This is a genomic window from Schlegelella aquatica (genome assembly GCF_026013905.1).
GTDB lineage: Bacteria > Pseudomonadota > Gammaproteobacteria > Burkholderiales > Burkholderiaceae_C > Caldimonas > Caldimonas aquatica.
The window spans coordinates 2076339-2101438 of the sequence record NZ_CP110257.1; the positions used below are offsets into that span (position 1 = coordinate 2076339).

The 25100-nt window shown below is 67.3% G+C and carries 17 protein-coding genes and 4 tRNA genes; 5 read left to right on the forward strand and 16 right to left on the reverse strand.

Annotated elements, in window-relative coordinates; genetic code table 11:
* Positions 1-168 precede the first annotated feature (168 nt).
* The 3 genes from dnaK to OMP39_RS09405 all read left to right on the forward strand — a co-directional run bounded on the left by dnaK (position 169) and on the right by OMP39_RS09405 (position 4055).
* Positions 169-2115, forward strand: coding sequence for a molecular chaperone DnaK (gene dnaK, locus OMP39_RS09395; RefSeq protein WP_264891476.1), 1947 nt, complete (start codon positions 169-171; stop codon positions 2113-2115).
* 87 nt (positions 2116-2202) lie between these two features.
* Positions 2203-3342, forward strand: a complete 1140-nt coding sequence (dnaJ, locus tag OMP39_RS09400; protein WP_264891477.1) for a molecular chaperone DnaJ — start codon at positions 2203-2205, stop codon at positions 3340-3342.
* The gene (locus tag OMP39_RS09405; RefSeq protein WP_264891478.1) at positions 3339-4055 is read left to right on the forward strand and encodes a phosphatase PAP2 family protein; all 717 of its coding nucleotides are present in this window, start codon (positions 3339-3341) and stop codon (positions 4053-4055) included. Before dnaJ ends, OMP39_RS09405 begins: the two co-directional genes overlap by 4 nt.
* A 213-nt stretch (positions 4056-4268) precedes the next feature.
* On the opposite strand, the gene OMP39_RS09410 is transcribed toward OMP39_RS09405, so the two are convergent.
* The 5 genes from OMP39_RS09410 to OMP39_RS09430 all read right to left on the reverse strand — a co-directional run bounded on the left by OMP39_RS09410 (position 4269) and on the right by OMP39_RS09430 (position 10124).
* Positions 4269-5372, reverse strand: coding sequence for a PA0069 family radical SAM protein (locus OMP39_RS09410; protein WP_264891479.1), 1104 nt, complete (start codon positions 5370-5372; stop codon positions 4269-4271).
* A gap of 117 nt (positions 5373-5489) precedes the next feature.
* A complete protein-coding gene (locus OMP39_RS09415) occupies positions 5490-6416 on the reverse strand; it encodes an NAD(P)H-dependent flavin oxidoreductase (RefSeq protein WP_264894516.1) in 927 nt (308 codons plus the stop codon).
* Between the two features lie 68 nt (positions 6417-6484).
* A complete protein-coding gene (locus tag OMP39_RS09420) occupies positions 6485-8290 on the reverse strand; it encodes an acyl-CoA dehydrogenase (protein ID WP_264891480.1) in 1806 nt (601 codons plus the stop codon).
* 126 nt (positions 8291-8416) lie between these two features.
* Positions 8417-9349 (reverse strand): electron transfer flavoprotein subunit alpha/FixB family protein, encoded by a 933-nt coding sequence (locus tag OMP39_RS09425; protein WP_264891481.1) that lies wholly within the window; start codon positions 9347-9349, stop codon positions 8417-8419.
* A gap of 25 nt (positions 9350-9374) precedes the next feature.
* Positions 9375-10124 (reverse strand): electron transfer flavoprotein subunit beta/FixA family protein, encoded by a 750-nt coding sequence (locus tag OMP39_RS09430; RefSeq protein ID WP_264891482.1) that lies wholly within the window; start codon positions 10122-10124, stop codon positions 9375-9377.
* A 230-nt stretch (positions 10125-10354) separates the two neighbouring features.
* Here OMP39_RS09430 and murI point away from each other — a divergent pair, with 230 nt between their 5' ends.
* Positions 10355-11197 carry a glutamate racemase gene (gene murI / locus OMP39_RS09435; RefSeq protein ID WP_264891483.1) on the forward strand — a complete coding sequence of 281 codons (843 nt, stop codon included), beginning with the start codon at positions 10355-10357 and terminating at the stop codon, positions 11195-11197.
* Between the two features lie 37 nt (positions 11198-11234).
* Here murI and OMP39_RS09440 read toward each other — a convergent pair whose 3' ends face one another.
* Entirely contained in the window at positions 11235-12545 is a 1311-nt protein-coding gene (locus OMP39_RS09440; protein ID WP_425340621.1) for an MFS transporter, read from the reverse strand.
* Positions 12546-12573: 28 nt separating this feature from the next.
* A tRNA-Leu gene (locus tag OMP39_RS09445) sits at positions 12574-12664 on the reverse strand.
* A 284-nt stretch (positions 12665-12948) separates the two neighbouring features.
* Between OMP39_RS09445 and OMP39_RS09450 the strand changes: the two genes are divergently transcribed.
* Positions 12949-13896 (forward strand): DUF808 domain-containing protein, encoded by a 948-nt coding sequence (locus OMP39_RS09450; protein WP_264891484.1) that lies wholly within the window; start codon positions 12949-12951, stop codon positions 13894-13896.
* 150 nt (positions 13897-14046) lie between these two features.
* Here OMP39_RS09450 and OMP39_RS09455 read toward each other — a convergent pair.
* The 9 genes from OMP39_RS09455 to OMP39_RS09495 form a co-directional block, all read right to left on the reverse strand.
* A tRNA-Cys gene (locus tag OMP39_RS09455) sits at positions 14047-14120 on the reverse strand.
* Positions 14121-14215: 95 nt separating this feature from the next.
* Positions 14216-14291 (reverse strand) — tRNA-Gly (locus OMP39_RS09460).
* Positions 14292-14458: 167 nt separating this feature from the next.
* Complete coding sequence (gene lon / locus OMP39_RS09465; RefSeq protein WP_264891485.1) at positions 14459-16888, reverse strand: endopeptidase La; 2430 nt, start codon at positions 16886-16888, stop codon at positions 14459-14461.
* A gap of 100 nt (positions 16889-16988) precedes the next feature.
* Positions 16989-18263, reverse strand: a complete 1275-nt coding sequence (gene clpX / locus OMP39_RS09470) for an ATP-dependent Clp protease ATP-binding subunit ClpX (RefSeq protein WP_264891486.1) — start codon at positions 18261-18263, stop codon at positions 16989-16991.
* A gap of 163 nt (positions 18264-18426) precedes the next feature.
* Positions 18427-19035 (reverse strand): ATP-dependent Clp endopeptidase proteolytic subunit ClpP, encoded by a 609-nt coding sequence (clpP, locus tag OMP39_RS09475; protein ID WP_280925505.1) that lies wholly within the window; start codon positions 19033-19035, stop codon positions 18427-18429.
* Positions 19036-19175: 140 nt separating this feature from the next.
* The gene (gene tig, locus OMP39_RS09480; RefSeq protein WP_264891487.1) at positions 19176-20483 is read right to left on the reverse strand and encodes a trigger factor; all 1308 of its coding nucleotides are present in this window, start codon (positions 20481-20483) and stop codon (positions 19176-19178) included.
* A 22-nt stretch (positions 20484-20505) separates the two neighbouring features.
* Positions 20506-20592, reverse strand: a tRNA-Leu gene (locus OMP39_RS09485).
* A 98-nt stretch (positions 20593-20690) separates the two neighbouring features.
* The gene (locus tag OMP39_RS09490; protein WP_264891488.1) at positions 20691-23837 is read right to left on the reverse strand and encodes an efflux RND transporter permease subunit; all 3147 of its coding nucleotides are present in this window, start codon (positions 23835-23837) and stop codon (positions 20691-20693) included.
* 11 nt (positions 23838-23848) lie between these two features.
* Positions 23849-25012, reverse strand: coding sequence for an efflux RND transporter periplasmic adaptor subunit (locus tag OMP39_RS09495; RefSeq protein ID WP_264891489.1), 1164 nt, complete (start codon positions 25010-25012; stop codon positions 23849-23851).
* Between the last annotated feature and the right edge of the window lie 88 nt (positions 25013-25100).

Below are 25100 nucleotides of genomic sequence, written 5' to 3' on the forward strand. Positions count from 1 at the left end.
GCCCTGCCGCCTCGGCCTCGGCCCCGCCCAGCGGCAGGCCCGCCCGGCGGCATGCACCCCGCATGGCCCGGCCAAAGCGCATTTCCGGCGCAGCGGCGCTTGAAAAGCCGCTGCGAAACCACAACTGAAGCGACAACCGAATCCCGGAATACCAAGGAGAACCGCATCATGGCAAAGATCATCGGCATCGACCTGGGCACCACGAACTCGTGCGTGGCCATCATGGAAGGCCAAACGCCGAAGGTGATCGAAAACAGCGAAGGCGCCCGTACGACGCCCTCGATCGTCGCCTACATGGAAGACGGCGAAATCCTGGTCGGCGCGCCGGCCAAGCGCCAGGCCGTCACCAACCCGAAGAACACCCTGTACGCGGTCAAGCGACTGATCGGCCGCAAGTTCACCGAGAAGGAAGTCCAGAAGGACATCGACCTGATGCCCTACACCATCGTGCCGGCCGACAACGGCGACGCGTGGGTCGAGGTGCGCGGCAAGAAGCTCGCGCCCCCGCAGGTCAGTGCCGAAGTGCTGCGCAAGATGAAGAAGACCGCCGAGGACTACCTCGGCGAGCCGGTCACCGAAGCCGTCATCACGGTGCCGGCCTACTTCAACGACGCGCAGCGCCAAGCCACCAAGGACGCCGGCCGCATCGCGGGGCTGGAGGTCAAGCGCATCATCAACGAGCCGACCGCCGCGGCGCTCGCGTTCGGTCTGGACAAGGCCGGCAAGGGCGACCGCAAGATCGCCGTCTATGACCTGGGCGGCGGCACGTTCGACATCTCGATCATCGAGATCGCCGACGTCGATGGCGAGAAGCAGTTCGAGGTGCTGTCCACCAACGGCGACACGTTCCTGGGCGGCGAGGACTTCGACCAGCGCATCATCGACTACATCATCGGCGAGTTCAAGAAGGAACAGGGCGTGGACCTGACCAAGGACGTGCTCGCCCTGCAGCGCCTGAAGGAAGCCGCCGAGAAAGCCAAGATCGAACTGTCGTCCAGCCAGCAGACCGAGATCAACCTGCCCTACATCACGGCCGACGCCTCGGGCCCGAAGCACCTGAACATCAAGCTCACCCGGGCCAAGCTCGAGGCCCTGGTCGAGGACCTGATCGAGCGCACCATCGAGCCGTGCCGCATCGCGATCAAGGACGCTGGCGTCAAGGTCAGCGAGATCGACGACGTGATCCTGGTGGGCGGCATGACGCGCATGCCCAAGGTGCAGGAGAAGGTCAAGGAGTTCTTCGGCAAGGACCCGCGCAAGGACGTCAACCCCGACGAAGCGGTGGCGATCGGCGCCGCGATCCAGGGTGCCGTGCTGTCGGGTGAGCGCACCGACGTGCTGCTGCTCGACGTCACCCCGCTGTCGCTGGGCATCGAGACCCTGGGCGGCGTGATGACCAAGATGATCAAGAAGAACACCACCATCCCGACCAAGTTCTCGCAGGTGTTCTCCACCGCCGACGACAACCAACCGGCCGTGACGATCAAGGTCTATCAGGGCGAGCGCGAGATGGCCGCCGGCAACAAGCTGCTGGGCGAGTTCAACCTCGAGGGCATCCCGCCGGCGCCCCGCGGCGTGCCGCAGATCGAAGTCACCTTCGACATCGACGCCAACGGCATCCTGCACGTCTCGGCCAAGGACAAAGGCACCGGCAAGGAGAACAAGATCACCATCAAGGCCAACTCGGGCCTGACCGAGGAGGAAATCCAGAAGATGGTGAAGGACGCCGAGCTCAACGCCGCCGAGGACAAGAAGAAGCTCGAACTCGTGCAGGCCAAGAACCAGGCCGACGCCCTGGTTCACAGCGTGCGCAAGTCGCTCTCGGAATACGGCGACAAACTCGAGGCCGGCGAGAAGGAGAAAATCGAGGCCGCGATCAAGGACGTCGAGGAAGCGCTCAAGGGCGACGACAAGGCGACCATCGACGCCAAGACCGAAGCCCTGGTGGCCGCGTCGCAGAAGCTCGGCGAGAAGATGTACGCCAACGCGCAGGCCGAAGCCACCCCGGCGGGGGCCGAGGCCGCGCAGGCCAGCGCCGGTCAGTCTGCGGGCGGCAAACCGGCCGACGACAATGTGGTCGACGCCGAATTCACCGAGGTCAAGGACAAGAAGTAACCCGGGCGGCGGGCCGACCCGCGTGCACACCCCCGTGGGCCGTCCCGCTCACGGGGGCTTTGCGTTTGACCGCCCCACTACGACACCATGGCAAAGCGTGACTATTACGAAGTCCTCGGCGTGGCCAAGAACGCCGACGACGACGAGATCAAGAAGGCCTACCGCAAGCTGGCCATGAAGTACCACCCGGACCGCAACCAGGGTGACAAGGCCAAGGAGGCGGAAGAGAAGTTCAAGGAGGCCAAAGAGGCCTACGAGATCCTCTCCGACCCCAAGAAGCGTGCGGCCTACGACCAGTACGGTCACGCCGGGGTCGACCCGTCTCTGGGCGCGGGCGGCTTTCGCGGGGGCCCGGAAGGCTTCGGCGGATTCGCCGAAGCCTTCGGCGACATCTTCGGCGACATCTTCGGGGCGGGCGGCGGTCGCCGCGGCGGCCCCCAGGTCTATCGCGGCAACGACCTGTCGTACGCGATGGAAATCACCCTCGAGGAGGCTGCCGCCGGCAAGGAGGCACAGATCCGCGTGCCGACCTGGGACGACTGCGAAACCTGCCACGGCACCGGCGCCAAACCCGGCACCTCGCCCAAGACCTGCCCCACCTGCGCGGGCTCCGGCACGGTGCACCTGCGACAGGGCTTCTTCAGCATCCAGCAAACGTGTCCGCACTGTCACGGCGCGGGCCGCATCATCCCCCACCCCTGCCCCACCTGCGAGGGTCAGGGGCGCGTCAAGCGCACCAAGACGCTCGAGGTCAAGATTCCGGCCGGCATCGACGACGGCATGCGCATCCGCTCCGCCGGCAACGGCGAACCCGGCCTCAACGGCGGTCCGCCGGGCGATCTGTACATCGAGATCCGCCTGAAGAAGCACGACATCTTCGAGCGCGATGGCGACGACCTGCACTGCACCGTGCCGGTGAGCATCACGACCGCCGCGTTGGGCGGCACCATCGAAGTGCCCACCCTGGGCGGACGGGCCGAGATCGAGCTGCCCGAAGGCACCCAGCACGGCAAGACCTTCCGCCTGCGCGGCAAAGGGATCAAGGGCGTGCGCTCCGCCTACCCGGGCGATCTGTATTGCCACATCGCCGTCGAGATCCCGGTCAAGCTCACCGAACACCAGCGCAAGCTGATGCGAGAACTGGACGAGTCGCTCAAGAAAGGCGGCGATCGCCACTCGCCCAATGCCCGCAGCTGGGCCGACCGCGTGAAGGACCTCTTCAAGTGAACGCGGGTGGGCCGCACCCGGCCCGGCCCACCCTCGCCTTCTGGCGCTTCGACCTCGCCGTCGCGGCCTTCGGGCTCGTCACCCTCGTCCTGTGGGATGCCGCGGCCCGCGATCTCGCGGTGATGCGCTGGATCGGGGGCCCCGGCGGCTTTCCGTGGCGCGACCATCCGCTCACCTCCACCCTCCTGCACGAAGGCGGACGGTGGTTGAGCGGCCTGGCGCTCTCGGGGTTTGCGCTTCTGGCCTGGCGGCCCATGGGATGGTGGAGCCGCGTGCCGGCCGCGACCAGACGCTGGCAGCTCGCAGCCGTCGTGCTGTGCCTCCTGGCCATTCCACTGCTGAAGAAGGCGAGCCTGACCAGTTGCCCCTGGGACTTGGCCGAGTTCGGCGGCCGGGCGGCGTACCTCAGCCACTGGGCACTGGGACAAACCGATGGAGGCCCGGGGCACTGCTTTCCTTCGGGGCACGCCTCGGGGGCCTTCGCGTTCCTGGCGGGCTACTTCGCCCTGCGCGAGGCGGACGGGCGCCGAGCGCGGGCCTGGCTCGCGGGAGTGGTCTCCTCGGGGCTGCTGTTCGGTGCGGCGCAGACGCTGCGCGGCGCCCACTACCCCAGCCACACGCTCTATACGGCCTGGATCTGCTGGAGCCTGTGCGCCTCCACCTTCCATCTGGCCCACCATCTCATCCGCCGCGCTGACGCCTCCCGGCTCTGAACGCGAGCGCGGGAACGCTGCGCCCCCGAAAGCCTCGCTCCCCCTCGCTCCCCCTCGCCCCCCTCGCCCCCCTCGCCCCCCTCGTCCCCCTCGTCCCCCTCGTCCCCCTCGTCCCCCTCGTCCCCCTCGTCCCCCTCGTCCCCCTCGTCCCCCTCGTCCCCCTCGTCCCCCTCGTCCACGGGCGCTTCCCCTGCCGCGTCTCCCGCTCGTGGCTCAGAAGAGCTCCTGCTGCCTTCCCCGACGGGGAGGCACGAAGGCCGAGGTGTCCAGGGCCGGCGCCGCGCCCTCGATGCCGCAGCGCTTCGCGGCCTGGCGCACGCGCTGTCGCACCAGTTGCGCCCACAAGCCGTCGCCCTTCATGCGCTTGCCGAACTCCGCGCGATAGTCACGCCCCCCGTGCATCTCGCGCACATGAGCCATCACCCGTGCGGCGCGCTCGGGGAAGTGACGCGCCAGCCAGTCCTGAAACAGCGGGTCCACCTCCCAAGGCAGTCGCAGCACCGTGTAGTGGATCGAGGCGGCGCCGGCGTCGGCCGCCGCCTCGATGATGCGCTCGATCTCCGGCTCGTTGATGAACGGGATGATGGGTGCGACGTTCACGCCCACCGGCACACCGGCCTCCCGCAGCCGCCGCACCGTTTGCAGCCGCCGATGGGGCGCTGCCGCACGCGGTTCGAGCTTGCGGGCGAGCGCGGGGTCGAGCGTCGTGATGCTCACCGACACCCAGGCCTGCTGCCGCGCGGCCGCCGAGGCCAGCAGATCGAGGTCCCGCTCGATCCCCGAGGACTTGGTCACGATGGTGTAGGGGTGCCGGCAACGCTCGAGCACCTCGAGCACCTGGCGGGTGATCCCCAGCCGCCGCTCCACCGGCTGGTAGGCGTCGGTTGCGGAGCCGATGTTGACCGGCGAGGGCCGGTACGAGGGCTTCGCCAGCTCCTCCTCCAGCCGCTCGGCCGCATTGACCTTGGCGACGATCCGCGTCTCGAAGTCCAGGCCCGGAGAAAGGTTGAGGTAGCTGTGCGTCGGCCGCGCGTAGCAGTAGATGCAACCGTGCTCGCAGCCGCGGTACGGGTTGATCGACAGCTCGAAGGGGACGTCGGGGGAGTCGTTGCGCGCGAGGAGGGACTTGGCCCGCTCCTCGATCACCTGCGTGGCCGCCGGCAGGGTTTCGAGCGCCGCCTGCTGGTCCAGCGTGCCCCACCCGTCATCGAAAGGCTCCCGGCTCTCGCGCTCGAAGCGGTGAGCGATGCGCACCGGCGTGCCGCGGCCCTTGAGGCCGGGCGGCGACGGCAGACAGGGCGGCAAGCGAGCAGTCACGGGCCATCAGTGCTGTATACCCATACAGTATACGCACTCGGCGGGCGCCGCGAAAGCCGCAGCGCCGCCTCCCGGCCGGCGTCCGCCTGCCCCGGTCGCGTCAGCGCGCGACGCCGGTCAGGGCGCGCACAACTCCTGCCGGGCCGCCTCGTACTCGCTGCGCAGCCGCTCGATCAGCACCCGGGCGGGCACGACTTCCTTGACCGCAGCGATGCCCTGGCCGCAGCCCCAGATGTCCTTCCAGGCCTTCTTGGCCCCTTCGCCACCGCCGAAGTCCATCTTGCTCGGATCGCTTTGCGGGAGGTTGTCCGGGTCCAGGCCGGCGTTGACGATGGAGCCCCGCAGGTAGTTGCCGTGCACGCCGGTGAAGAGGTTCGAGTACACGATGTCCTGGCTCGTACTCTCGACGATCATCTGCTTGTACCCCTCCACTGCCCGCGCCTCCTCGGTCGCGATGAAGGCCGAGCCGATGTAGGCGAAGTCGGCTCCCATCGCGCGCGCTGCCAGGATCGCGCGGCCGGTGGCGATGGCGCCGGACAAGGCCAGCGGACCGTCGAACCACTCGCGGATCTCCTGCACCAGCGCAAAGGGGCTGGTCGTGCCGGCGTGGCCGCCCGCGCCGGCCGCCACGGCGATGAGGCCGTCGGCGCCCTTCTCGATCGCCTTGCGTGCGAACGTGTTGTTGATCACGTCGTGCAGCACGACCCCACCGTAGGAGTGGACGGCCTGATTCACCTCCGGGCGCGCACCCAACGACGTGATGATGACAGGCACCTTGTACTTGACGCACAGCTCCAGGTCGTGCTCCAGCCGGTCGTTGGACTTGTGCACGATCTGGTTGATCGCGAACGGCGCGGCCGGCCGCTCGGGGTGCGCGCGGTTGTACGCCGCGAGCGTTTCGGTGATCTCGGCCAGCCACTCGTCGAGTTGCGAGGCCGGGCGGGCATTGAGCGCCGGCATCGATCCGACGATGCCGGCTTTGCACTGCTCGATCACCAGCTTGGGGTTGCTGATGATGAACAGTGGCGAGCCGATCACCGGCATCGACAGTTGCTTGAGGATCGCGGGTACGGACACGTGCTTGTCTCCTTCGTTGATGTGCGGTGCTCGCCTCAGAAAGCCTCGACCGGCAAGGCCGTGACGCTCTCGCCGCCTTCGACGATCGCATCACGCAGGCCAGGCACCCGGGCCAGCAGGTGCTCGGCGTAGAAGCGGGCGGTGGCGATCTTGGCGCGCATGAAGGCCTCGTCCTGCCCTTGCGCGAGCCGCTCCTCGGCAGCGATCAGCCCGCGCGCCATCTGCCAGCCGGCCATCAGGTTGCCGGCAAGCATCAGGTACGGGACGCTCCCGGCGAACACGGCGTTCGGATGGCCCTTGACCTGCTCGCAGACGAAACCCACGACCTGCAGGAAGGCCTCGCGCGCGGCTTTCAGGCGCGTCAGCATGGCGCGTGCGGCCGGGCTGTCGCGGCGCGCAAGCTCGGCCTCGGTCGCCTCGATCTGCGCGGCGATCGCACGGGCCGTCTGACCGCCATCGCGTGCCGTCTTGCGACCCACCAGATCGTTGGCCTGGATGGCGGTCGTGCCTTCGTAGATCGTGAGGATCTTCGCGTCGCGGTAGTACTGGGCCGCGCCCGTCTCCTCGATGAAGCCCATGCCGCCGTGCACCTGCACGCCCAGGCTCGTCACCTCCAGGCTCATCTCGGTGCTGTAGCCCTTGACCAGCGGCACCATGAACTCGTAGAAGGCCTGGTTCTGCTTGCGCACCTGCTCGTCCGGGTGGTGGTGAGCGGCGTCGTACGCGGCCGCGGCCACCAGCGCCATCGCCCGGCAGCCCTCGGTCGTCGCGCGCATCGTCATCAGCATGCGGCGCACGTCGGGGTGGTGAATGATCGGCACGGCCTTGTTCGCGGAACCATCCACCGGGCGCGACTGGATGCGCTCCTTGGCGTACTGCACCGCCTTCTGGTAGGCGCGCTCGGACACCGCGATGCCCTGCACGCCCACGGCGAAGCGGGCGGCGTTCATCATGATGAACATGTACTCGAGGCCGCGGTTCTCCTGGCCCACGAGATAGCCGATCGCCCCCGGTCCGACCTCGCCCTTGTCGTCGCCGTACACCAGCACGGCCGTGGGGCTGGCCTTGATGCCGAGCTTGTGCTCGATCGAGGCGCAGTAGACATCGTTGCGCTTGCCCAGCGAGCCGTCCGGGTTCACCAGGAACTTGGGCACGATGAACAGCGAAATGCCCTTGACGCCCTCCGGAGCGTCGGGCGTGCGCGCCAGCACGAGATGGACGATGTTCTTCGCCATGTCGTGCTCGCCGTAGGTGATGAAGATCTTCTGCCCGCTGATGCGATAGGTGCCGTCACCCTGCGGCACGGCCTTGGTGCGCACGAGCGCCAGGTCCGAGCCGGCCTGGGGCTCGGTCAGGTTCATCGTGCCGGTCCACTCGCCGGTGATCATGCGCGGGATGTAGGTCTGCTGCTGCTCCGGCGTGCCGGCGGTCAGCAGCGCCTCGATGGCCCCGTCCGTCAGCAGCGGGCACAGCGCGAAGCTGAGGTTCGCGCTGTTGAGGATCTCGCCGCACGCGGCGCCGATCGTCTTCGGCAGCCCCTGCCCCCCGAACTCCGCCGGATGCTGCAGCCCCTGCCAGCCCCCTTCGGCGAACTGCCGGAAGGCTTCCTTGAAGCCCGGGGCCGTCTTGACCTCGCCGCGCTCCCAGCTGCCGGGGTTCTTGTCGCCCTCCCAGTTCAGCGGCGCCAGCACGCCTTCGTTGAAGCGCGCGCACTCCTCCAGCACGGCCTGGGCGGTCTCCAGACCGGCTTCCTCGAAGCCGGGCATCTGGGCGACTTGCTCCAGCGCGGCCAGCTCCTTCATGCAAAACAGCATGTCCTTGACGGGGGCTTGGTAACTCACGGCGACTCCTCGGTTGTCACATCCCTCTTTCGGGGCAGAAAAAAGACCCGGGACCTCGTTCGGGCGCCGGGTCGTGTGCGACGGGTGGGCGGCGGGCGCCGGAACGGGCGGCGCCCGCCGACGGCATCACAGCGCCTTCACGAGCTCCGGCACGGCGGTGAAGATGTCGGCCTCGAGGCCGTAGTCCGCCACGCTGAAGATCGGGGCTTCCGGGTCCTTGTTGATCGCGACGATCACCTTCGAATCCTTCATGCCCGCCAGGTGCTGAATGGCCCCCGAGATGCCGCAGGCGATGTAGAGCTGCGGCGCGACGATCTTGCCCGTCTGCCCCACCTGCCAGTCGTTGGGCGCATAGCCGGCATCCACCGCCGCACGGCTCGCGCCGAGCGCGGCACCGAGCTTGTCGGCCAGCGGCGTGAGCAGCTCGGTGAACTTCTCGGCCGAGCCGAGCGCGCGGCCGCCCGAGACGATGATCTTGGCAGCCGTCAGCTCCGGGCGGTCGCTCTTGGTCGTCTCGCGGCCGACGAAGCTCGACGTGCCGGCATCGCCCACCGGGCTCACCGTCTCGACCGCCGCCGAGCCGCCGGTGGCCGGGGCCGCGTCGAAGGCCGTCGTGCGCACCGTGATGACCTTCACCGCGTCGGCGCTTTGCACCGTCGCGATGGCATTGCCGGCGTAGATCGGGCGCTCGAAGGTGTCGGCGCTTTCGACCTTGGTGATGTCGGAGATCTGCGCCACGTCCAGCTTGGCCGCCACGCGCGGGGCGACGTTCTTGCCGGCCGCCGTGGCGGGAAAGAGGATGTGGCTGTAGCCGCCCGCCACCGCCAGCACCTGCGCAGCGACGTTCTCGGCCAGAGCCTCGGCCAGGTGGGGCGCGTCGGCCAGCAGCACCTTGGCAACGCCCGCGATTTGCGCGGCCTGCTGGGCCGCGCCCTGGGCGTTGTGACCGGCCACCAGCACGTGCACGTCGCCGCCGCACTTCGCGGCCGCAGTCACGGTGTTGAGCGTGGCGCCCTTGATGGAGGCGTTGTCGTGTTCAGCAATGACAAGAATGGGCATCTCGATTCTCCGGGTGGCTGCGGGCTCAGATCACCTTGGCTTCGTTCTTCAGCTTGTCGACCAGCGTGGCCACGTCCGCCACCTTGATGCCGGCGCTGCGCTTGGGCGGCTCGCTGACCTTGAGCGTCTTGATACGCGGCGTGACGTCCACGCCGAGATCGGCCGGCTTGACGGTGTCCAGCGGCTTCTTCTTGGCCTTCATGATGTTGGGCAGCGTCACGTAGCGCGGCTCGTTCAGGCGCAGATCGGTCGTGATGACGGCCGGCAGCTTGAGCTTGACGGTCTCCAGGCCGCCGTCGACCTCACGGGTAACGGTGGCGTGGCCGTCGGCCACCTCGACTTTGGAGGCGAACGTCGCCTGCGGCCAGTCGAGCAGTGCCGCGAGCATCTGGCCCGTCTGGTTGCAATCGTCGTCGATCGCCTGCTTGCCCAGGATCACCAGGTCCGGCTTTTCCTTGTCCACCAGCGCCTTGAGCAGCTTGGCCACGGCCAGCGGTTGCAGTTCCTCGCTCGTCTCGACGAGGATGCCGCGGTCGGCGCCGATCGCCATCGCGGTGCGCAGCGTCTCCTGGCACTGCGTCACGCCGCAGGAGACGGCGACCACCTCGGTCAGCACGCCCTTTTCCTTCAGCCGGGTGGCCTCCTCGACGGCGATCTCGTCGAAGGGGTTCATGCTCATCTTGACGTTGGCGATGTCCACCCCCGTGCCGTCGGACTTCACGCGAACCTTCACGTTGTAGTCGACGACGCGCTTGACCGGTACCAGTGCCTTCATGCGACGTTCTCCTTTGGATTGACGTAAACGTTAACTGCCCATTCTATGGTGCGGTGCGCAAGGCGGGCGGCCACCTGGGCGACGGCGGGCGGGCCAAAAAACGAACGATCGTTCGATTCTAGCGGATCGCGCCCCCTGCCCGTCCACCCCCGGCGGTCAAAACAGATGCACCGCGGCCACAAGAATGAGGCGCTGCTAGACTCCCGCCCCATCTTTCCCCCGCCGAAAGCATGGACACCGCCCGCCCCCGCCCCGTCACCGTCGGCGTCTTCGATTCCGGCGTGGGCGGGCTGTCGGTGCTGCGGGCGCTCCACCGCGCGATGCCCAGCGTGCGGCTCGTCTATCTGGCCGATTCCGGTTACGCCCCGTATGGTGAGCGCGACGCGGCCTACGTCATCGAGCGCAGCGAGCTCATCACCTCGTTCCTGGTAGGACAAGGAGCGGCGTTGGTGGTCATCGCCTGCAACACCGCCACCGCCGCCGCCGCCCGTCATCTGCGGGAGCGGCACCCCGGCGTCCCGTTCGTCGGCGTCGAGCCCGGTGTGAAGCCGGCGCTGGCGATGAGTCGCAACAAGCGCATCGGCGTGCTGGCGACCACGGGTACCTTGCGCAGCGAGAAATTTCAGCGCCTCATCGCGCCCTACCGCGAGCATGCCCAACTGCACCTCCAGCCCTGCCCGGGCCTCGCGCAGGCCATCGAGGCAGGAGACACGGCAGCCCACGACGTGCGGGCCCTCGCGCAGCGCTATTGCGAACCCTTGCGCCAGGCGGACGTGGACACCGTAGTCCTCGGCTGCACGCACTATCCGTTCGCCATGGAGGCCCTGCGCGCCGCTCTGGGGCCTGAAGTGATCCTGGTGGACACGGCCGAGCCCGTCGCCCGCCACGCCAGGCGATTGCTCGAAGAACGCGAGGGGCCGGACGTCTTCGGCTGCGAACCGGCCGAGACCGTCGCCTACACCACCGGCGACGTCGCCGTCCTTCGTCGCATCGTCGACGCCTGGCTGGATTTCCCGGTGCAGGTCCGGGCTGCCCCCGCGTCGCTCACGGGCCCTTCGCCTGCGCAGCCCTGACGCTCATCCCGCGGTCGAACGGCTCCTTCGGCGGCGGTCATGCAGCCGCCGCGGCACGTCCTCTGGCCACGTTGACCGGCAGTAGCAAGACCAGGCCGACGACGAAGAACGCTCCCGTCGCCAGGATCGCGAGCCGGTGATGACCGCCCGTCCCCCATGCGATGAGGCCGTAGGTGACGGGTCCGACGATCGCCGCCAGCCGGACCGCGAACGTCCACAGACCATAGAACTCGGCCGCGTGCTGCGGCGGAGCGAGGAGGCCGACCATGGCGCGCCCCGCAGACTGGCTCGACCCCATGCACAAGCCGGCGACCACCGCGGCCGCCCAGAACAGCGGCGCGGACGTGGCGGCCGCCGCCATGAGGGTCATCGTGATCCAGCCTGCCAAGGTGAGTGCCAGGGCGAGCTTGTGACCGGCGCGATCCTGGAAGTGGCCGAATGCGAACGCGCCCACGGCCGAAGCGATGTTGACGAGAAAGACCAGCGCCATCGTCTCGTGCTGACGGAACCCCAGCACCTGCTCGGCGTAGACGGCGGCCAATGCGATGACCACGGCGATGCCGGCCTGGTAGCACCCGGTGCAGGTGAGCAGCCAGACGAAATCGCGATACCGCCGGGCGTGCCTCCAGGTGCCGACCAGGCGCCGCCATGCCGCCGCGTGCCCCGCAGCCTCAGCCCCGGGCTGAGGCTGCGCTCGTTCACGCAGCATCGCGAAGGTCACGAGGGAGGCGCCGGCGTACACCCCGGCCGTGATCAACATGGTCACCGGCACGAACTCGGTGGCCGGCACCCCGCGCGCCTGCGCCCACAGGACACAGGCGAGGCTCGCGCCCAGCGAAAGCATCCCGCCCAGGTAGCCGAAGCTCCAGCCCCAGCCCGAGACACGACCCATCGCCTCGGGGCGGGCCAGTTCCGGAAGAAAGGCGGCGATGAGCGACTCGCCGTAGGCATAGAACGCGTTGGACAGCACCACCGCGACCACGGCCCAGGCGAGTGTGCCGGGCCCCGTGAGCGCAAGCGACGCGGTGGCGGCGACGCAGGCCACGGTCGTGAACGCCAGCAATCGCTTCTTCGCCGCGCGAAGGTCGGCGTAGGCGCCCACCAACGGCATCGTCAACATCACCAGGACGCTCGACAGCGCCAAACACAACGTCCAGATCAGCGTGCCAGACGAAGGATCGGCCGCCACCACGCCGACGAAGTAGGCGTTGAACACGGCCGTGAGCACGACCGTCGTATAGCCGGAGTTGGCGAAGTCATACATCGCCCACGCGAACACCTCGCGCCGTCGCACGCCCTCCTGCAGAGCATTGGCACCCCATGCCGCCATCCCGTCCTCACTGGCCATCCTGACGGCGGCATCATGCCAGAGGGGGTGGTGCCCGAGACCGGGATCGAACCGGTACGCCCCCTCTCGGGGGCGGCGGATTTTAAGTCCGCTGTGTCTGCCAATTTCACCACTCGGGCCTGCCCGAGACCCCGGGCCGAGCGAGTGCGCAAGTCTAAGGGAAGCGGGGGCGCGCGCCCCGGAAGCTGCTCAAGAATTGAGCAAACCAAGAGGGAGGCCACGGGCAGTAGGGCTCGCACGCGGCATCCCCACGGTGTTCACAAAGCTACCCACAACCGCTGTGGAAAGCCGCACGCCGGCCCTACACTGCCAACGGCATCGGGTGGCGCCCGCGCCGCGCGGGCACGATCCTGGCTCGCCGCCCTGCCATCCGACTCGCAAACGACAAGACCCAAGGAACGCCATGGCCGGCTCCAGCCTACTCGCCCTGCTCGACGACATCGCCACCATCCTCGACGACGTCTCCGTGATGACCAAGGTCGCCGCCAAGAAGACGGCCGGTGTCCTGGGAGACGACCTCGCACTGAACGCGCAACAGGTGACGGGCCTGCAGGCCAACCGTGAACTGCCGGTGGTCTGGGCGGTCGCGAAGGGCTCGGCGGTCAACAAGCTGATCCTCGTGCCGGCCGCCTTGGCGATCTCCGCATTCGCACCTTGGGCGGTCATGCCGCTCCTCATGCTCGGAGGGCTGTTCCTCTGCTTCGAGGGCGTGGAAAAGCTGGCCCACCGGTTCCTGCACAGTCGCCAGGAGGACGAGGCGCATCACGCCGAACTGGTCAGACAACTGGAGGACCCCGAGGTCGACCTGGTGGCGCTCGAGAAGGAGAAGATCAAGGGGGCGGTTCGCACCGATTTCATCCTCTCGGCCGAGATCATCGTGATCGCCCTGGGGGTGGTGTCCGATGCCTCCTTCGCGGTACAGGTGTCCACCCTGGTCGGCATCGCGGCATTGATGACGATGGGGGTCTATGGGCTCGTCGCGGCGATCGTGAAGCTGGACGACGCGGGGCTCTACCTGAGCCGCCGGGCCAGCAGCTTCGCTTCGGCCCTGGGGCGGGGGATCCTGCGTCTGGCCCCTTACCTCATGAAGACGCTCTCGATCGCCGGCACCGCAGCGATGTTCCTCGTCGGCGGCGGGATCGTCGCGCACGGCGTGCCGGCCGTGCATCACACGATCGAAGCGCTGACGCAACGGCTGACGGGCAGCACGGAAGGCGTGGTGCCGGCGCTGGTGGGCGCCGTCGCAAACGCTCTGTTCGGCATCCTGGCTGGCGCGCTGGTGCTGCTTGCCGTGCTGGCCGTCAAGCGGCTGTCCGGCCGAGGCAAGCCCGACGACGCCCGCCACGCCTGACACCGACGGCCGGGGCGCTCGACGCTCCAGCCGCCGCGTCAGGTGGGCGAAGGCCTGCCGGCGAAGCGCGTCGTCAAGGTGCGACGTCGCAGCAAACGCAAGAACGACAAACGGCCCGCGAAGGGCCGTTTGTCGTCATGGGGATAAGACTGGAGGCGGAGGCCGGAATCGAACCGGCGTACACGGCTTTGCAGGCCGCTGCATAACCACTTTGCTACCCCGCCGTGTGGGGACGGCTTCCACTGCAAGCCGGTGAGATCGTATCAATGAAAAAGGGAAGCTGCACGGATCAACGATCGATGGCGCTTCCCTTCGAATCTGGAGCGGGAGACGAGTCTCGAACTCGCGACCTCAACCTTGGCAAGGTTGCGCTCTACCAACTGAGCTACTCCCGCATCGTTCAGTGCTGAACGTTGTTCATTTCGTCCTGCGCTGAAGCTCACATTATAGGAGCATTTTCGTTCGCGTTGCAAGCGCTTCGGCGAAGTTTTTTGGGTGTCTTCGACAAGCGCAGCGGCCCGGTGCGCGGGGAGCACCCGCCCCCCCGCCCACGCAGCCGGCTTCAATGCTTGAGCACGTCGCCCGTCACATCGGCCGCCGGCGCGGTCCCCTCCTTGGCCGGCTGCTCGATCTTGGCCGGCTCCTCCTCGGGCAGCGGCGTCGGTTTGGACTCCAGCGCCACTTCGAGCACCTTGTCGATCCACTTCACCGGCACGATCTCGAGCTGGTTGCGCACGTTCTCGGGGATCTCCTGCAGGTCCTTGACGTTCTCCTCGGGGATCAGCACCGTCTTGATGCCGCCCCGATGTGCCGCGAGCAGCTTCTCCTTCAGGCCCCCGATCGCCGTGACCTCGCCGCGCAGCGTGATCTCGCCGGTCATCGCGACGTCCGCCCGCACGGGAATCCCGGTCAGCGTCGAGACGAAGGCCGTCGTCATCGCGATGCCCGCGCTGGGGCCGTCCTTCGGCGTGGCGCCATCGGGCACGTGGATGTGGATGTCTCGCTTCTCGAAGAGTTCGTCCTTGATGCCCAAGCGGCGCGCGCGGCTGCGGACGACCGAACGTGCGGCCTCCACCGACTCCTTCATCACGTCGCCGAGTGAACCGGTGCGGATGATGTTGCCTTTGCCGGGCATCACGGCCGCCTCGATCGTGAGCAGGTCGCCCCCGACCTCGGTCCACGCCAGACCCACCACCTGGCCGACCTGGTTCTCCTTCTCGGCGCGACCGTACTGGTAGCGACGCACACCGAGGAAGTCGTGCAGGTTCTCTTCGGTGACGACGACCTTGCCCTCGTACTTCTTGAGGATCAGGCCCTTGACCACCTTGCGGCAGACCTTCGAGATCTCCCGCTCGAGCGAGCGCACGCCGGCCTCGCGGGTGTAGTAGCGGATGATCCCTCGGATGGCTTCTTCCGTGACTTCCAGCTCGTCGGGCTTCACCCCGTTGTTCTTCATCTGCTTGGGCAGCAGATAGCGCTGGGCGATGTTCAGCTTCTCGTCCTCGGTATAGCCCGACAGACGGATGACCTCCATGCGGTCCAGCAGCGCCGGCGGGATGTTGAGCGAGTTGGAGGTCGCCACGAACATCACGTCGGAGAGGTCGAAGTCGACCTCGACGTAGTGGTCGCTGAAGGTGTGGTTCTGCTCGGGATCGAGCACCTCCAGCAGCGCCGACGACGGGTCGCCTCGGAAGTCCATGCCGAGTTTGTCGATCTCGTCGAGCAGGAACAGCGGGTTGCGCGTGCCGACCTTCGTCAGGCTCTGCAGCACCTTCCCCGGCATCGAGCCGATGTAGGTGCGGCGGTGACCCCGAATCTCGGCCTCATCGCGCACGCCGCCCAACGCCATGCGCACGAACTTGCGGCCCGTCGCCCGGGCAATGGACTGGCCGAGCGAGGTCTTGCCCACCCCCGGCGGCCCGACCAGGCACAGAATCGGCGCCTTGACCTTCTCGACCCGCTGCTGAACGGCGAGGTATTCGAGGATGCGGTCCTTGACCTTCTCGAGGCCGTAGTGATCCTCGTTGAGCACCTGCTCGGCAAACGCCAGGTCGTGCTTGATCTTGGTCTTCTTGCTCCAAGGCAGTCCCACCAGCGTCTCGATGTAGTTGCGCACCACCGTCGCCTCGGCCGACATCGGCGACATCAACTTGAGCTTCTTGAGCTCGCCCTCGACCTTCTTGCGCGCCTCCTTGGGCATGCGCGCGGCCTTGATGCGCTTTTCGAGCTCCTCGATGTCCGCGCCTTCCTCGCCCTCGCCCAGCTCCTTCTGGATAGCCTTGACCTGCTCGTTGAGGTAGTACTCGCGCTGGCTCTTCTCCATCTGGCGCTTCACGCGCCCACGGATGCGCTTTTCCACCTGCAGGATGTCCACCTCATGCTCGAGCTGGCCGAGCAGGCGCTCCAAGCGCTCCGAGACCGAGAACAAGTCCAGGATCGTCTGCTTGTTCTCGAGCTTGAGCGGCAGGTGCGCGGCGATCGTGTCCGCAAGACGGCCCGGATCGTCGATCCCGGCGATCGAGGTGAGGATCTCCGGCGGAATCTTCTTGTTGAGCTTGACGTACTGATCGAACTGCTGCGTCACGGCACGACGCAATGCTTCGACCTCGGCGCTCTGGTCGTTGTCGGGCTGCACAGGGGCGACGGTGGCGACGAAATGCTCGCCGTTGTCCACGATGCGGCGGGTGGTGGCGCGCTGCAACCCTTCGACCAGCACCTTCACCGTGCCGTCGGGCAGCTTCAGCATCTGCAGGATGCTGGAGATGCAGCCGACTTCGAACATGTCTTCGGGCTTGGGCTCGTCCTTGCCGGCCGCTTTCTGCGCGACGAGCATGATCTGGCGGCCCGCCGCCATGGCGGACTCCAGCGCCTTGATGGACTTCGGACGCCCGACGAACAGCGGGATCACCATGTGGGGGAACACCACTACGTCGCGCAGGGGCAACAGCGGCAGCTCGATGGGATCCGCGGGCAAAACAGGATGTCCAGACATCACGACCTCTCTTTCTCAAGCCGATGTGGGGCCCGAGATGTCAATTGCAAGTCACGTGCGGGCCCTCCCCGGCATCCCGCTCGCCACCGCGTGGCGTCTGTCACGCGCTTGCTTTGGCCTGCTCGCGATAGACGAGCAGGGGCTTGGTCTTTTCCTCGATGGTGTGCTCATCGACCACCACCTTGGCCACACCGTCCAGCGCAGGCAGCTCGAACATGGTGTCCATGAGTGCCTGCTCCATGATGGAGCGCAGGCCGCGAGCGCCGGTCTTGCGGGCCAGCGCCTTGCGGGCGATCGACACGAGCGCTGACGGCCGGATCTCGAGCTCCACGCCGTCCATCGCGAACAGCTTCTGGTACTGCTTGACCAGGGCGTTCTTGGGCTCGGTGAGGATCTGCACCAGCGCGTCCTCGGTCAGCTCGCCCAACGTCGCCACCACGGGCAGCCGGCCCACCAGCTCGGGAATCAGCCCGAACTTGATCAGGTCTTCCGGCTCGACCTCTCGCAGCACGTCGGAGATGTTGCGCTCGCTCTTGCTCTTGACGGCCGCACCGAAGCCGATCCCCGACTTCTCGGACCGGTTCTGGATCACCTTCTCCAGGCCGTCGAAGGCACCTCCGCAGATGAACAGGATGTTCGTCGTGTCGATCTGCAGGAAGTCCTGGTTCGGGTGCTTGCGACCGCCTTGCGGCGGCACCGAGGCCATCGTGCCCTCGATGAGCTTGAGCAGCGCCTGCTGCACGCCTTCGCCGGAGACGTCGCGCGTGATCGAGGGGTTGTCGGCCTTGCGGCTGATCTTGTCGATTTCGTCGATGTAGACGATGCCCCGCTGCGCCTTCTCGACGTCGTAGTTGCAGTTCTGCAGCAGCTTCTGAATGATGTTCTCGACATCCTCACCGACGTAGCCCGCCTCGGTGAGCGTGGTCGCGTCGGCGATGACGAACGGCACGTTCAGCAGCCGAGCCAGCGTCTGGGCCAGCAAGGTCTTGCCCGAGCCCGTCGGCCCGATGAGCAGGATGTTGCTCTTGGCGAGTTCGACGTCGTCCTTCTTGGACGAGCCGCCCATGTGCTTGAGACGCTTGTAGTGGTTGTAGACCGCCACCGACAGGATGCGCTTGGCGGTGTCCTGTCCGATGACGTACTGGTCGAGGATGGCCTTGATCTCCGAGGGCGCGGGCAGCTCACCGCGGCCCGACTTCGCATCGGCAGCGTCAGCCGGCACCTCGTCGCGGATGATGTCGTTGCACAGGTCGATGCACTCATCGCAGATGAACACCGACGGACCCGCGATGAGTTTCTTGACCTCGTGCTGGCTCTTGCCGCAGAAGGAGCAGTACAGGACTTTCTCGCTGGAGGAGCCTTTTTTGTCGGCCATGGCGTCAGGAGGGTGTGTAGGCGGGAATCCGGAGACGATGATAAGGCAAACAAAAACGGGGCCCCGCTCTCGAAAAAGGCCCCGTCGCGCAGCTTGTTTCGCACCGGCGGCGCGCCCCCGAAACGAGCCGTTTCAGGGCGAATAACCGCTCGGCGAGCACGGTTTAGGAGCGTCGCTCCAGCACCTGATCGATGAGCCCATAGGCCTGGGCCTCCGAGGGCGACATGAAGAAGTCGCGTTCGGTGTCATTCTGGATCTTCTCCAGAGGCTGCCCCGTGCGCTCCGACAGGATCTTGTTCAGGTTTTCACGCAGCTTGAGGATTTCGCGCGCCTGGATCTCGATGTCGGTGGCCTGACCCTGAGCGCCACCCAGCGGCTGGTGGATCATGATGCGGGAGTTCGGCAGCGCGTAACGCTTGCCCTTGGCGCCCGCGGCCAGCAGGAAGGCCCCCATGCTGGCAGCCATGCCCAGGCACAGCGTGGAGACATCGGGCTTGATGAACTGCATCGTGTCGTAGATGGCCATGCCGGCACTGACCGAGCCGCCGGGCGAGTTGATGTACAGCGAGATGTCCTTGTCGGGGTTCTCGCTTTCCAGGAAGAGCAACTGCGCGACCACCAGGTTGGCCGTCTGATCGTTGACCGGGCCGACCAGGAACACCACGCGCTCGCGCAGCAGGCGGCTGTAGATGTCGTAGGCGCGTTCGCCGCGGCCCGACTGCTCGATGACGATGGGCACCATGCCCAGGTTCTGAGTGTCCAGTGCGCTCATGGAAGTCCTTCTATCGCTCCTCGGAATCTGGGGTCTGATTATGCGGGGACAAGCCCGCCCCCTGCGGCAGGCGGGTGCTAGAACGCAAGGGGCGCCGGCCTCTCGACCGGCGCCCCTCGGCAAGCGGAGGACGGCGGGGATCAAGCGCCCATCAGTTCATCGAACGGCACGTTCTTCTCGACCACCTTCGCCTTGGACAGGACGAAGTCCGTGACATTGTTCTCCAGCACGACGGCCTCGACCTCGGCCAGACGTTGATTGTCGCTGAAGTACCAACGCACGACCTCTTCGGGCTTCTCGTAGCTTTGCGCCAGCTCCTCGACGTGCGCACGGATCTGCTCGGGCTTGGCGTGCAGATCGTTGGCCTTGACCAGCTCGGCGACGACCAGGCCGACGCGCACCCGCTTTTCGGCTTGCGGCTGGAAGATCTCGGTGGGGATCGGCGCCTTGTCGGCGTCCTTGATGCCGCGGTTCTTGAGGTCGGCGCGGGCGTTCGCCACCATGCGGTCGACCTCGTTCTGGACCAGCGCCTTGGGCAGGTCGAGTTCAGCGACCTTGACGAGCGCTTCCATCACGGCGTTCTTGTTGCGCGCCAGCACGCGGAACTTGACCTCGCGCTCGAGGTTCTTCTTGATGTCCGCGCGCAAGGCTTCGATCGAACCATCGGCGATGCCGAGCGACTTGGCGAACGCCTCGTTGACCTCGGGCAGATGCTGTGCCTCGATCTTCTTGAGAGTGACGAGGAAGTCAGCTTCCTTGCCCGCGACGTCCTTGCCGTGGTAGTCCTCCGGGAACTTCAACGGGAAGGTCTTGGACTCGCCTGCCTTCATGCCGCGGACGGCCTTCTCGAATTCCTCGAGCATGCGGCCCTCACCGAGGATGAACTGGAAGTCCTCGGCCTTGCCGCCGGCGAACGGCTCGCCGTCGATCTTGCCTTCGAAGTCGATGGTCACGCGGTCGCCGTCGGCGGCGGGCTCGGCGGCAGGACGCTGGGCGAACGTGCGGCGCTGCTTGCGCAGGATCTCGACCGTGCGGTCGATCGCGGCCTCGGTCACCTCGCTCGTCACGCGCTCGACCTCCACGCCCGACAGGTCACCGATCTTCACTTCGGGGTAGACCTCGAAGGTCGCATCGAACACCAGCTGGCCCTCGGGAGCGCCCTCCTTCTCGGTGATGCGCGGAGCGCCGGCCACGCGCAGTTGCGCTTCGGCCGCGGCCTTGGCGAACGCCTCGCCGACCTTGTCGTTCATCACCTCGTACTGCACCGAGTAGCCGTAACGTTGGGCCACCAGGCTCAGGGGCACCTTGCCGGGACGGAAACCATCGGCCTTGACCGTGCGCGCCAGGCGCTTCAGGCGGGACTCGACTTCGTTCTTGATGTCGTCAGCCGGCAGCGTCAGCGTGATCTTGCGTTCCAGTTTGTCGAGGGTTTCAACGGTCACGGCCATGGTGATCTCTCTCTTGTGTGTGTGGTGCGCGGGGCCGGACTCGAACCGGCACGCCATTGCTGGCGTCAGGACCTAAACCTGGTGCGTCTACCAATTTCGCCACCCGCGCAAATGAAAGAGGAGGACAGCGCGAAAGCGCCAAGCTCCGGCCCTCGAAGCCTTTGGCGCGCCCACGCCCCTCCTCGGGTGTCAGGCGAACCAACTATTTTAGCCCGCGGCAAAGGCCCCTTTGCCACTTTCGGGGCGCCGCACGCGGAACCACGCCGCATACAGCGCCGGCAGGGCGAGCAGGGTGAGAGCGGTCGCCACGATGAGGCCGCCCATGATGGCCACGGCCATCGGCCCCCAGAAGACGCTGCGCGACAGCGGGATCATCGCCAGGACCGCCGCGGCCGCCGTCAGTGCGATCGGACGCAACCGGCGCACCGCCGCCTCCACGATCGCATTCCAGGCGGGCACCCCACGCGCACGATCCTGCTCGATCTGATCGATCAGGATCACCGAGTTGCGCATGATCATGCCCATCAGCGCGATGACCCCGAGCATGGCCACGAAGCCGAACGGCCGGCCGAGCAGCAGCAAGGCGGCCGCGACACCCGCGATGCCCATGGGCCCCGTGAGGAAAACCAAGACCGAGCGGGAGAAGCTTTGCAACTGCAGCATCAGGAGGGTGAAGGTGAGGAACAGCATCACCGGCACATTGACGAAGATCGACCCTTGTCCCTTGCTGCTTTCCTCGGCCGTCCCCGCCAGCTCGATGCGGTAGCCGGCCGGCATGCGCGCTTGCAGCTCCCGCATCTTGGGCCACAGTTCGGAACTCACGGTCGGGCCCTGCACCCCTTCGGCCACGTCGGCCTGGACGGTGATCGCGAAGTCTCGGTTCTCGCGCCACACCACTCCGGGCTCCCAGGCATAGCCGATCTTGGCGATCTGGGTGAGCGGGATCGCGCGCCCGGAGGAGGTGGGCACGTACGCGTTGGCGATGTCGGTGACGGCGTCGCGCTCCTCCTTCGGCTGGCGCAGCACGATGTCGATCAGGCGGTCGCCTTCCCGGTACTGGCCGATCGTCGTGCCCGACAGCGCGGTGCGCGACGTTTGCGCGATGCCCTGGCTCGTCACGCCCAGAGCCCGCGCCTTGTCCTGGTCGATCTCCAGCCGCAGGACCTTGACCGCCTCGTTCCAGTTGTCGTTGACCTGCCGCAGCAGGGGGTGAGCGCGCATGAGATCCTTCGCCTCGTCGGCCCACTTGCGCAGTTCCTGCAGGTCGGAGCCGACGATGCGGAACTGCACGGGGTACGGCACCGGCGGGCCGTTGGGCAGGAGCTTGACGCGAGCGCGCACCTCAGGGAACTCCTCCGCCAGCAGGTCGGGCAGCTTGCGACGCAGCCGCTCCCGCGCGTCGAGGTCGAGCGGCAGCAGGATCATCTGGCTCACGTTGGACTGCGGAAAGATCTGGTCCAGCGGCAGGTAGAAGCGCGGCACACCGCTGCCCACCCAGGTGGTGACGCTGGCGAGCTCGGGCTCGCGCCGCAGCCGCCCCTCGATGCGGCGCGCCACCTCCTCCGTGGCGTCGAAGGTCGACCCTTCGGGCAGCCACAGGTCGACCAGGATCTCCGGCCGGCTCGAGTCGGGGAAGAACTGCTGCGGCACGCGCGTCATCCCCAGCGCGCCCAACACGAGCGTGCCCGCGGTCAACCCGATGGTGAGCCAGCGGTGGCGCACGCACCAGTCCACGACGCCGCGGAAGCGGTTGTAGAACGGCGTGTCGAAGAGCTCGTGTGCCTCGCCCTCCACCTTGGGCCGCGTCTTGAGCAGCCAGGCGCCGATGTAGGGCACGAAATAGACCGAGACCACCCAGGAGATGAGCAGCGCCGCGGTGGTGACCGCGAAGATCGCGAAAGTGTACTCCCCCACCGACGATCGGGCCATGCCGATCGGCAGGAACCCCACTGCCGTGATGAGCGTGCCGGTGAGCATCGGCATGGCCGTCACGTCGTAAGCGAAGGTGGCTGCGCGCATCTTGTCGTAGCCTTCCTCGAGCTTGCGCACCATCATCTCGACCGCAATGATCGCGTCGTCGACCAGCAGGCCGAGCGCGATGATGAGTGCGCCCAGCGACACCTTGTGCAGCCCCACGCCCCAGTAGTACATGACGACGAAGGTGATGGCCAGCACCAGCGGGATCGTGATGGCGACGACGAGCCCCGGCCAGATGTCGATGCGCAGCGGCCGGGTGTGCAGCCCGAGGCTGACGAAGCTCACCGCGAGGACCACGACGACGGCCTCGATCAGCACCTTGACGAACTCGCCCACCGAGCGGGAGACGGCCGTCGGCTGGTCCTGGATCTGCTGCAGCTCGATACCCACCGGCAGCTCGGCGCGGGCGGCGGCCACGGCCACCTTCAACTCCTCGCCCAGGCGCAGGATGTCGCCGCCCTTGGCCATGGAGACGCCCAGCGCCACCACCTGCTCGCCCTGGTGGCGCACCTTGACCTGCGGCGGGTCCACGTAACCGCGGCGTATCGCGGCGATGTCCCCCAGCCGCAGGCTGGAGGCCTGGGCGGTGGCCGGATTCACGGCCCGGATGGGCAACCGCGCGAGCTCCTCCACCGACCGGAATTGCCCCCCGATGCGGATCTGCAGGTTGTCGGTGCCGGCGACCAGCACGCCTGCGCCTTCCACCGCGTTCTGGGCACCGAGCTGGGCAACGACCTGATTGAAGTCGATGCCGAGCTGGGCAAGGCGACGTTGGGAGATCTCGACGAAGATCTTCTCGTCTTGCACGCCGAAGAGCTCGACCTTGGCGACGTTCGCCACCCGCAACAGCCGCTGGCGCACCTGCTCGGCATGGCGCCGCAGGTCCTCTTCGCTGAAGCCGTCGGCCGACAGGGCGAAGATGGAGCCGTAGACGTCGCCGAACTCGTCGTTGAAGAAGGGGCCGATCACGCCCTGGGGCAGGGTCGAGCGCATGTCGCCCACCTTCTTGCGCACCTGGTACCAGGCGTTCGCCACCTCACGCGGCGGCGCCGAGTCCTTGAGCTGGAAGATGATGAGGGTCTCGCCGGGCTTCGAGTAGCTGCGGATCTTGTCGGCGTAGGGCACTTCCTGCAGCGTGCGCTCGATCTTGTCGGTGACTTGCTCGGCCATCTGTGGGGCCGTGGCCCCGGGCCAGAAGGCGCGCACCACCATCGCTCGGAAGGTGAACGGCGGGTCCTCGTCCTGACCCAACTGGAAGTAGGCCGCCGCGCCGAGCACCATCAGCACCACCATCAGGTAGCGGGTGAGGGCCGGATGCTCCAGGGCCCAGCGCGAGACGTTGAAGCGCGAGGTAGAAGAGTTCGTCGAGGCGTTCACGTCGTCGCCCCTCACTGTCCCGAACCCCGTTGCGCGGGGGCGGCCGCCGCGGAGGCCGGGGCCGTCGGGGGTGCGGCCGGCCGCTGGCTTGCGGGCACCGAGTCGGCACCCCACAGCTTCACCTTCTGGCCCGGCGAGAGCGTGTGCACGCCGGCCACGACGACCCGCTGGCCGGGCTGCAGGCCGCCGGACACCAGCACCATGTTGCCCTCCGCGCCGGCCACCTGCACCGGCGTCGCGCGCACCGTGGATGTGGCGGGTTCATAGACCCACACAGCACTGCGGCCCTGCTGCTCGAACACGGCTGCCAAGGGCAGCTTGATCGCCCGAGCAGCCGCTGGCACGGCGATCCGCACGCTCGCGGTCTGCCCGAGCGGCAGATCCGTGCGCCCCAAGTTGGCTTTGACCAGGTAGGTGCGGGTCGCCGGGTCGGCCGCCGCGGCCACCTCCTCCACCCGTGCCTGCAAGGCTCGCTCGCGGTCACTCCAGAGCCGCACTTCCAAAGGCACGTTGTCGCTGCGCAGTCGGCGTACCAACTCCACCTTGTCTTCCGGCACCGAGAACCAGACCTCGCGAGGGCCGTCATGGGCCAGACGCACGACCGGGGTCCCCGCGGCCACCACCATGCCGGGCTCGGAGTCCACCGCGGTGACGACACCCGCGACGTCCGACCGCAGCACGCTGTACTCCGCCTGGTTGCCCTGCGCTTGCGCCTGCGCCATCGCCTGCCGATGCTGCGCCTGGGCAGAACGCAGCGCCGTCTCCCGACGCTCCATCTCCGCCGAGCTGATGAAGCCCTGCTCGCGCAGTTCACGGAAGCGCTTGAAGTCGGCTTCGGTCTGCTCGAGGTTGGCACGAGCAGCGGCGAGAGCCGCTTGCGCAGCGTCCTGGCCGAGGCGCAGGTCCTGCGGGTCGAGCCGCGCGAGGACCTGACCCGCCTTCACCCGATCGCCCAGCCCGACGGGCCGCTCGACCAACTTGCCGCCGACGCGAAATCCGAGCCGCGACTCGGTGTGCGGGCGGACTTCCCCGGCGTACTCCAGCACGAGACCTGCCGATTCGCTTCCCACTTCGATCGTGCGCACGGACCGCACGGGCTCGGGCGGGGGCTCCGGCTTGCCGCAGCCACCGAGTACAACCAGCGCCGCACTGAGTAGAAACGAAAGGGCACGCATCACAAGATCTCCTCGGCGCTCGCAGGCAAGGTAAATGAGAACGGAGTTAATGACTGACCGGTCAGTAATGTATGAGAACGGTCCCGGC

What these genes read in the sequence shown, in the direction of transcription:
- dnaK (WP_264891476.1), top strand. Translation starts at nt 169, where the DNA reads ATGGCAAAGATCATCGGCATCGACCTGGGCACCACGAACTCGTGCGTG.
- dnaJ (WP_264891477.1), top strand. Translation starts at nt 2,203, where the DNA reads ATGGCAAAGCGTGACTATTACGAAGTCCTCGGCGTGGCCAAGAACGCC.
- OMP39_RS09415 (WP_264894516.1), bottom strand. Translation starts at nt 6,416, where the DNA reads ATGCCGGTGATCGGCTCGCCACTGTTCATCATCAGCAACCCCAAGCTG.
- OMP39_RS09425 (WP_264891481.1), bottom strand. Translation starts at nt 9,349, where the DNA reads ATGCCCATTCTTGTCATTGCTGAACACGACAACGCCTCCATCAAGGGC.
- OMP39_RS09430 (WP_264891482.1), bottom strand. Translation starts at nt 10,124, where the DNA reads ATGAAGGCACTGGTACCGGTCAAGCGCGTCGTCGACTACAACGTGAAG.
- murI (WP_264891483.1), top strand. Translation starts at nt 10,355, where the DNA reads ATGGACACCGCCCGCCCCCGCCCCGTCACCGTCGGCGTCTTCGATTCC.
- OMP39_RS09440 (WP_425340621.1), bottom strand. Translation starts at nt 12,545, where the DNA reads ATGGCCAGTGAGGACGGGATGGCGGCATGGGGTGCCAATGCTCTGCAG.
- OMP39_RS09450 (WP_264891484.1), top strand. Translation starts at nt 12,949, where the DNA reads ATGGCCGGCTCCAGCCTACTCGCCCTGCTCGACGACATCGCCACCATC.
- lon (WP_264891485.1), bottom strand. Translation starts at nt 16,888, where the DNA reads ATGTCTGGACATCCTGTTTTGCCCGCGGATCCCATCGAGCTGCCGCTG.
- clpX (WP_264891486.1), bottom strand. Translation starts at nt 18,263, where the DNA reads ATGGCCGACAAAAAAGGCTCCTCCAGCGAGAAAGTCCTGTACTGCTCC.
- clpP (WP_280925505.1), bottom strand. Translation starts at nt 19,035, where the DNA reads ATGAGCGCACTGGACACTCAGAACCTGGGCATGGTGCCCATCGTCATC.
- tig (WP_264891487.1), bottom strand. Translation starts at nt 20,483, where the DNA reads ATGGCCGTGACCGTTGAAACCCTCGACAAACTGGAACGCAAGATCACG.
- OMP39_RS09495 (WP_264891489.1), bottom strand. Translation starts at nt 25,012, where the DNA reads ATGCGTGCCCTTTCGTTTCTACTCAGTGCGGCGCTGGTTGTACTCGGT.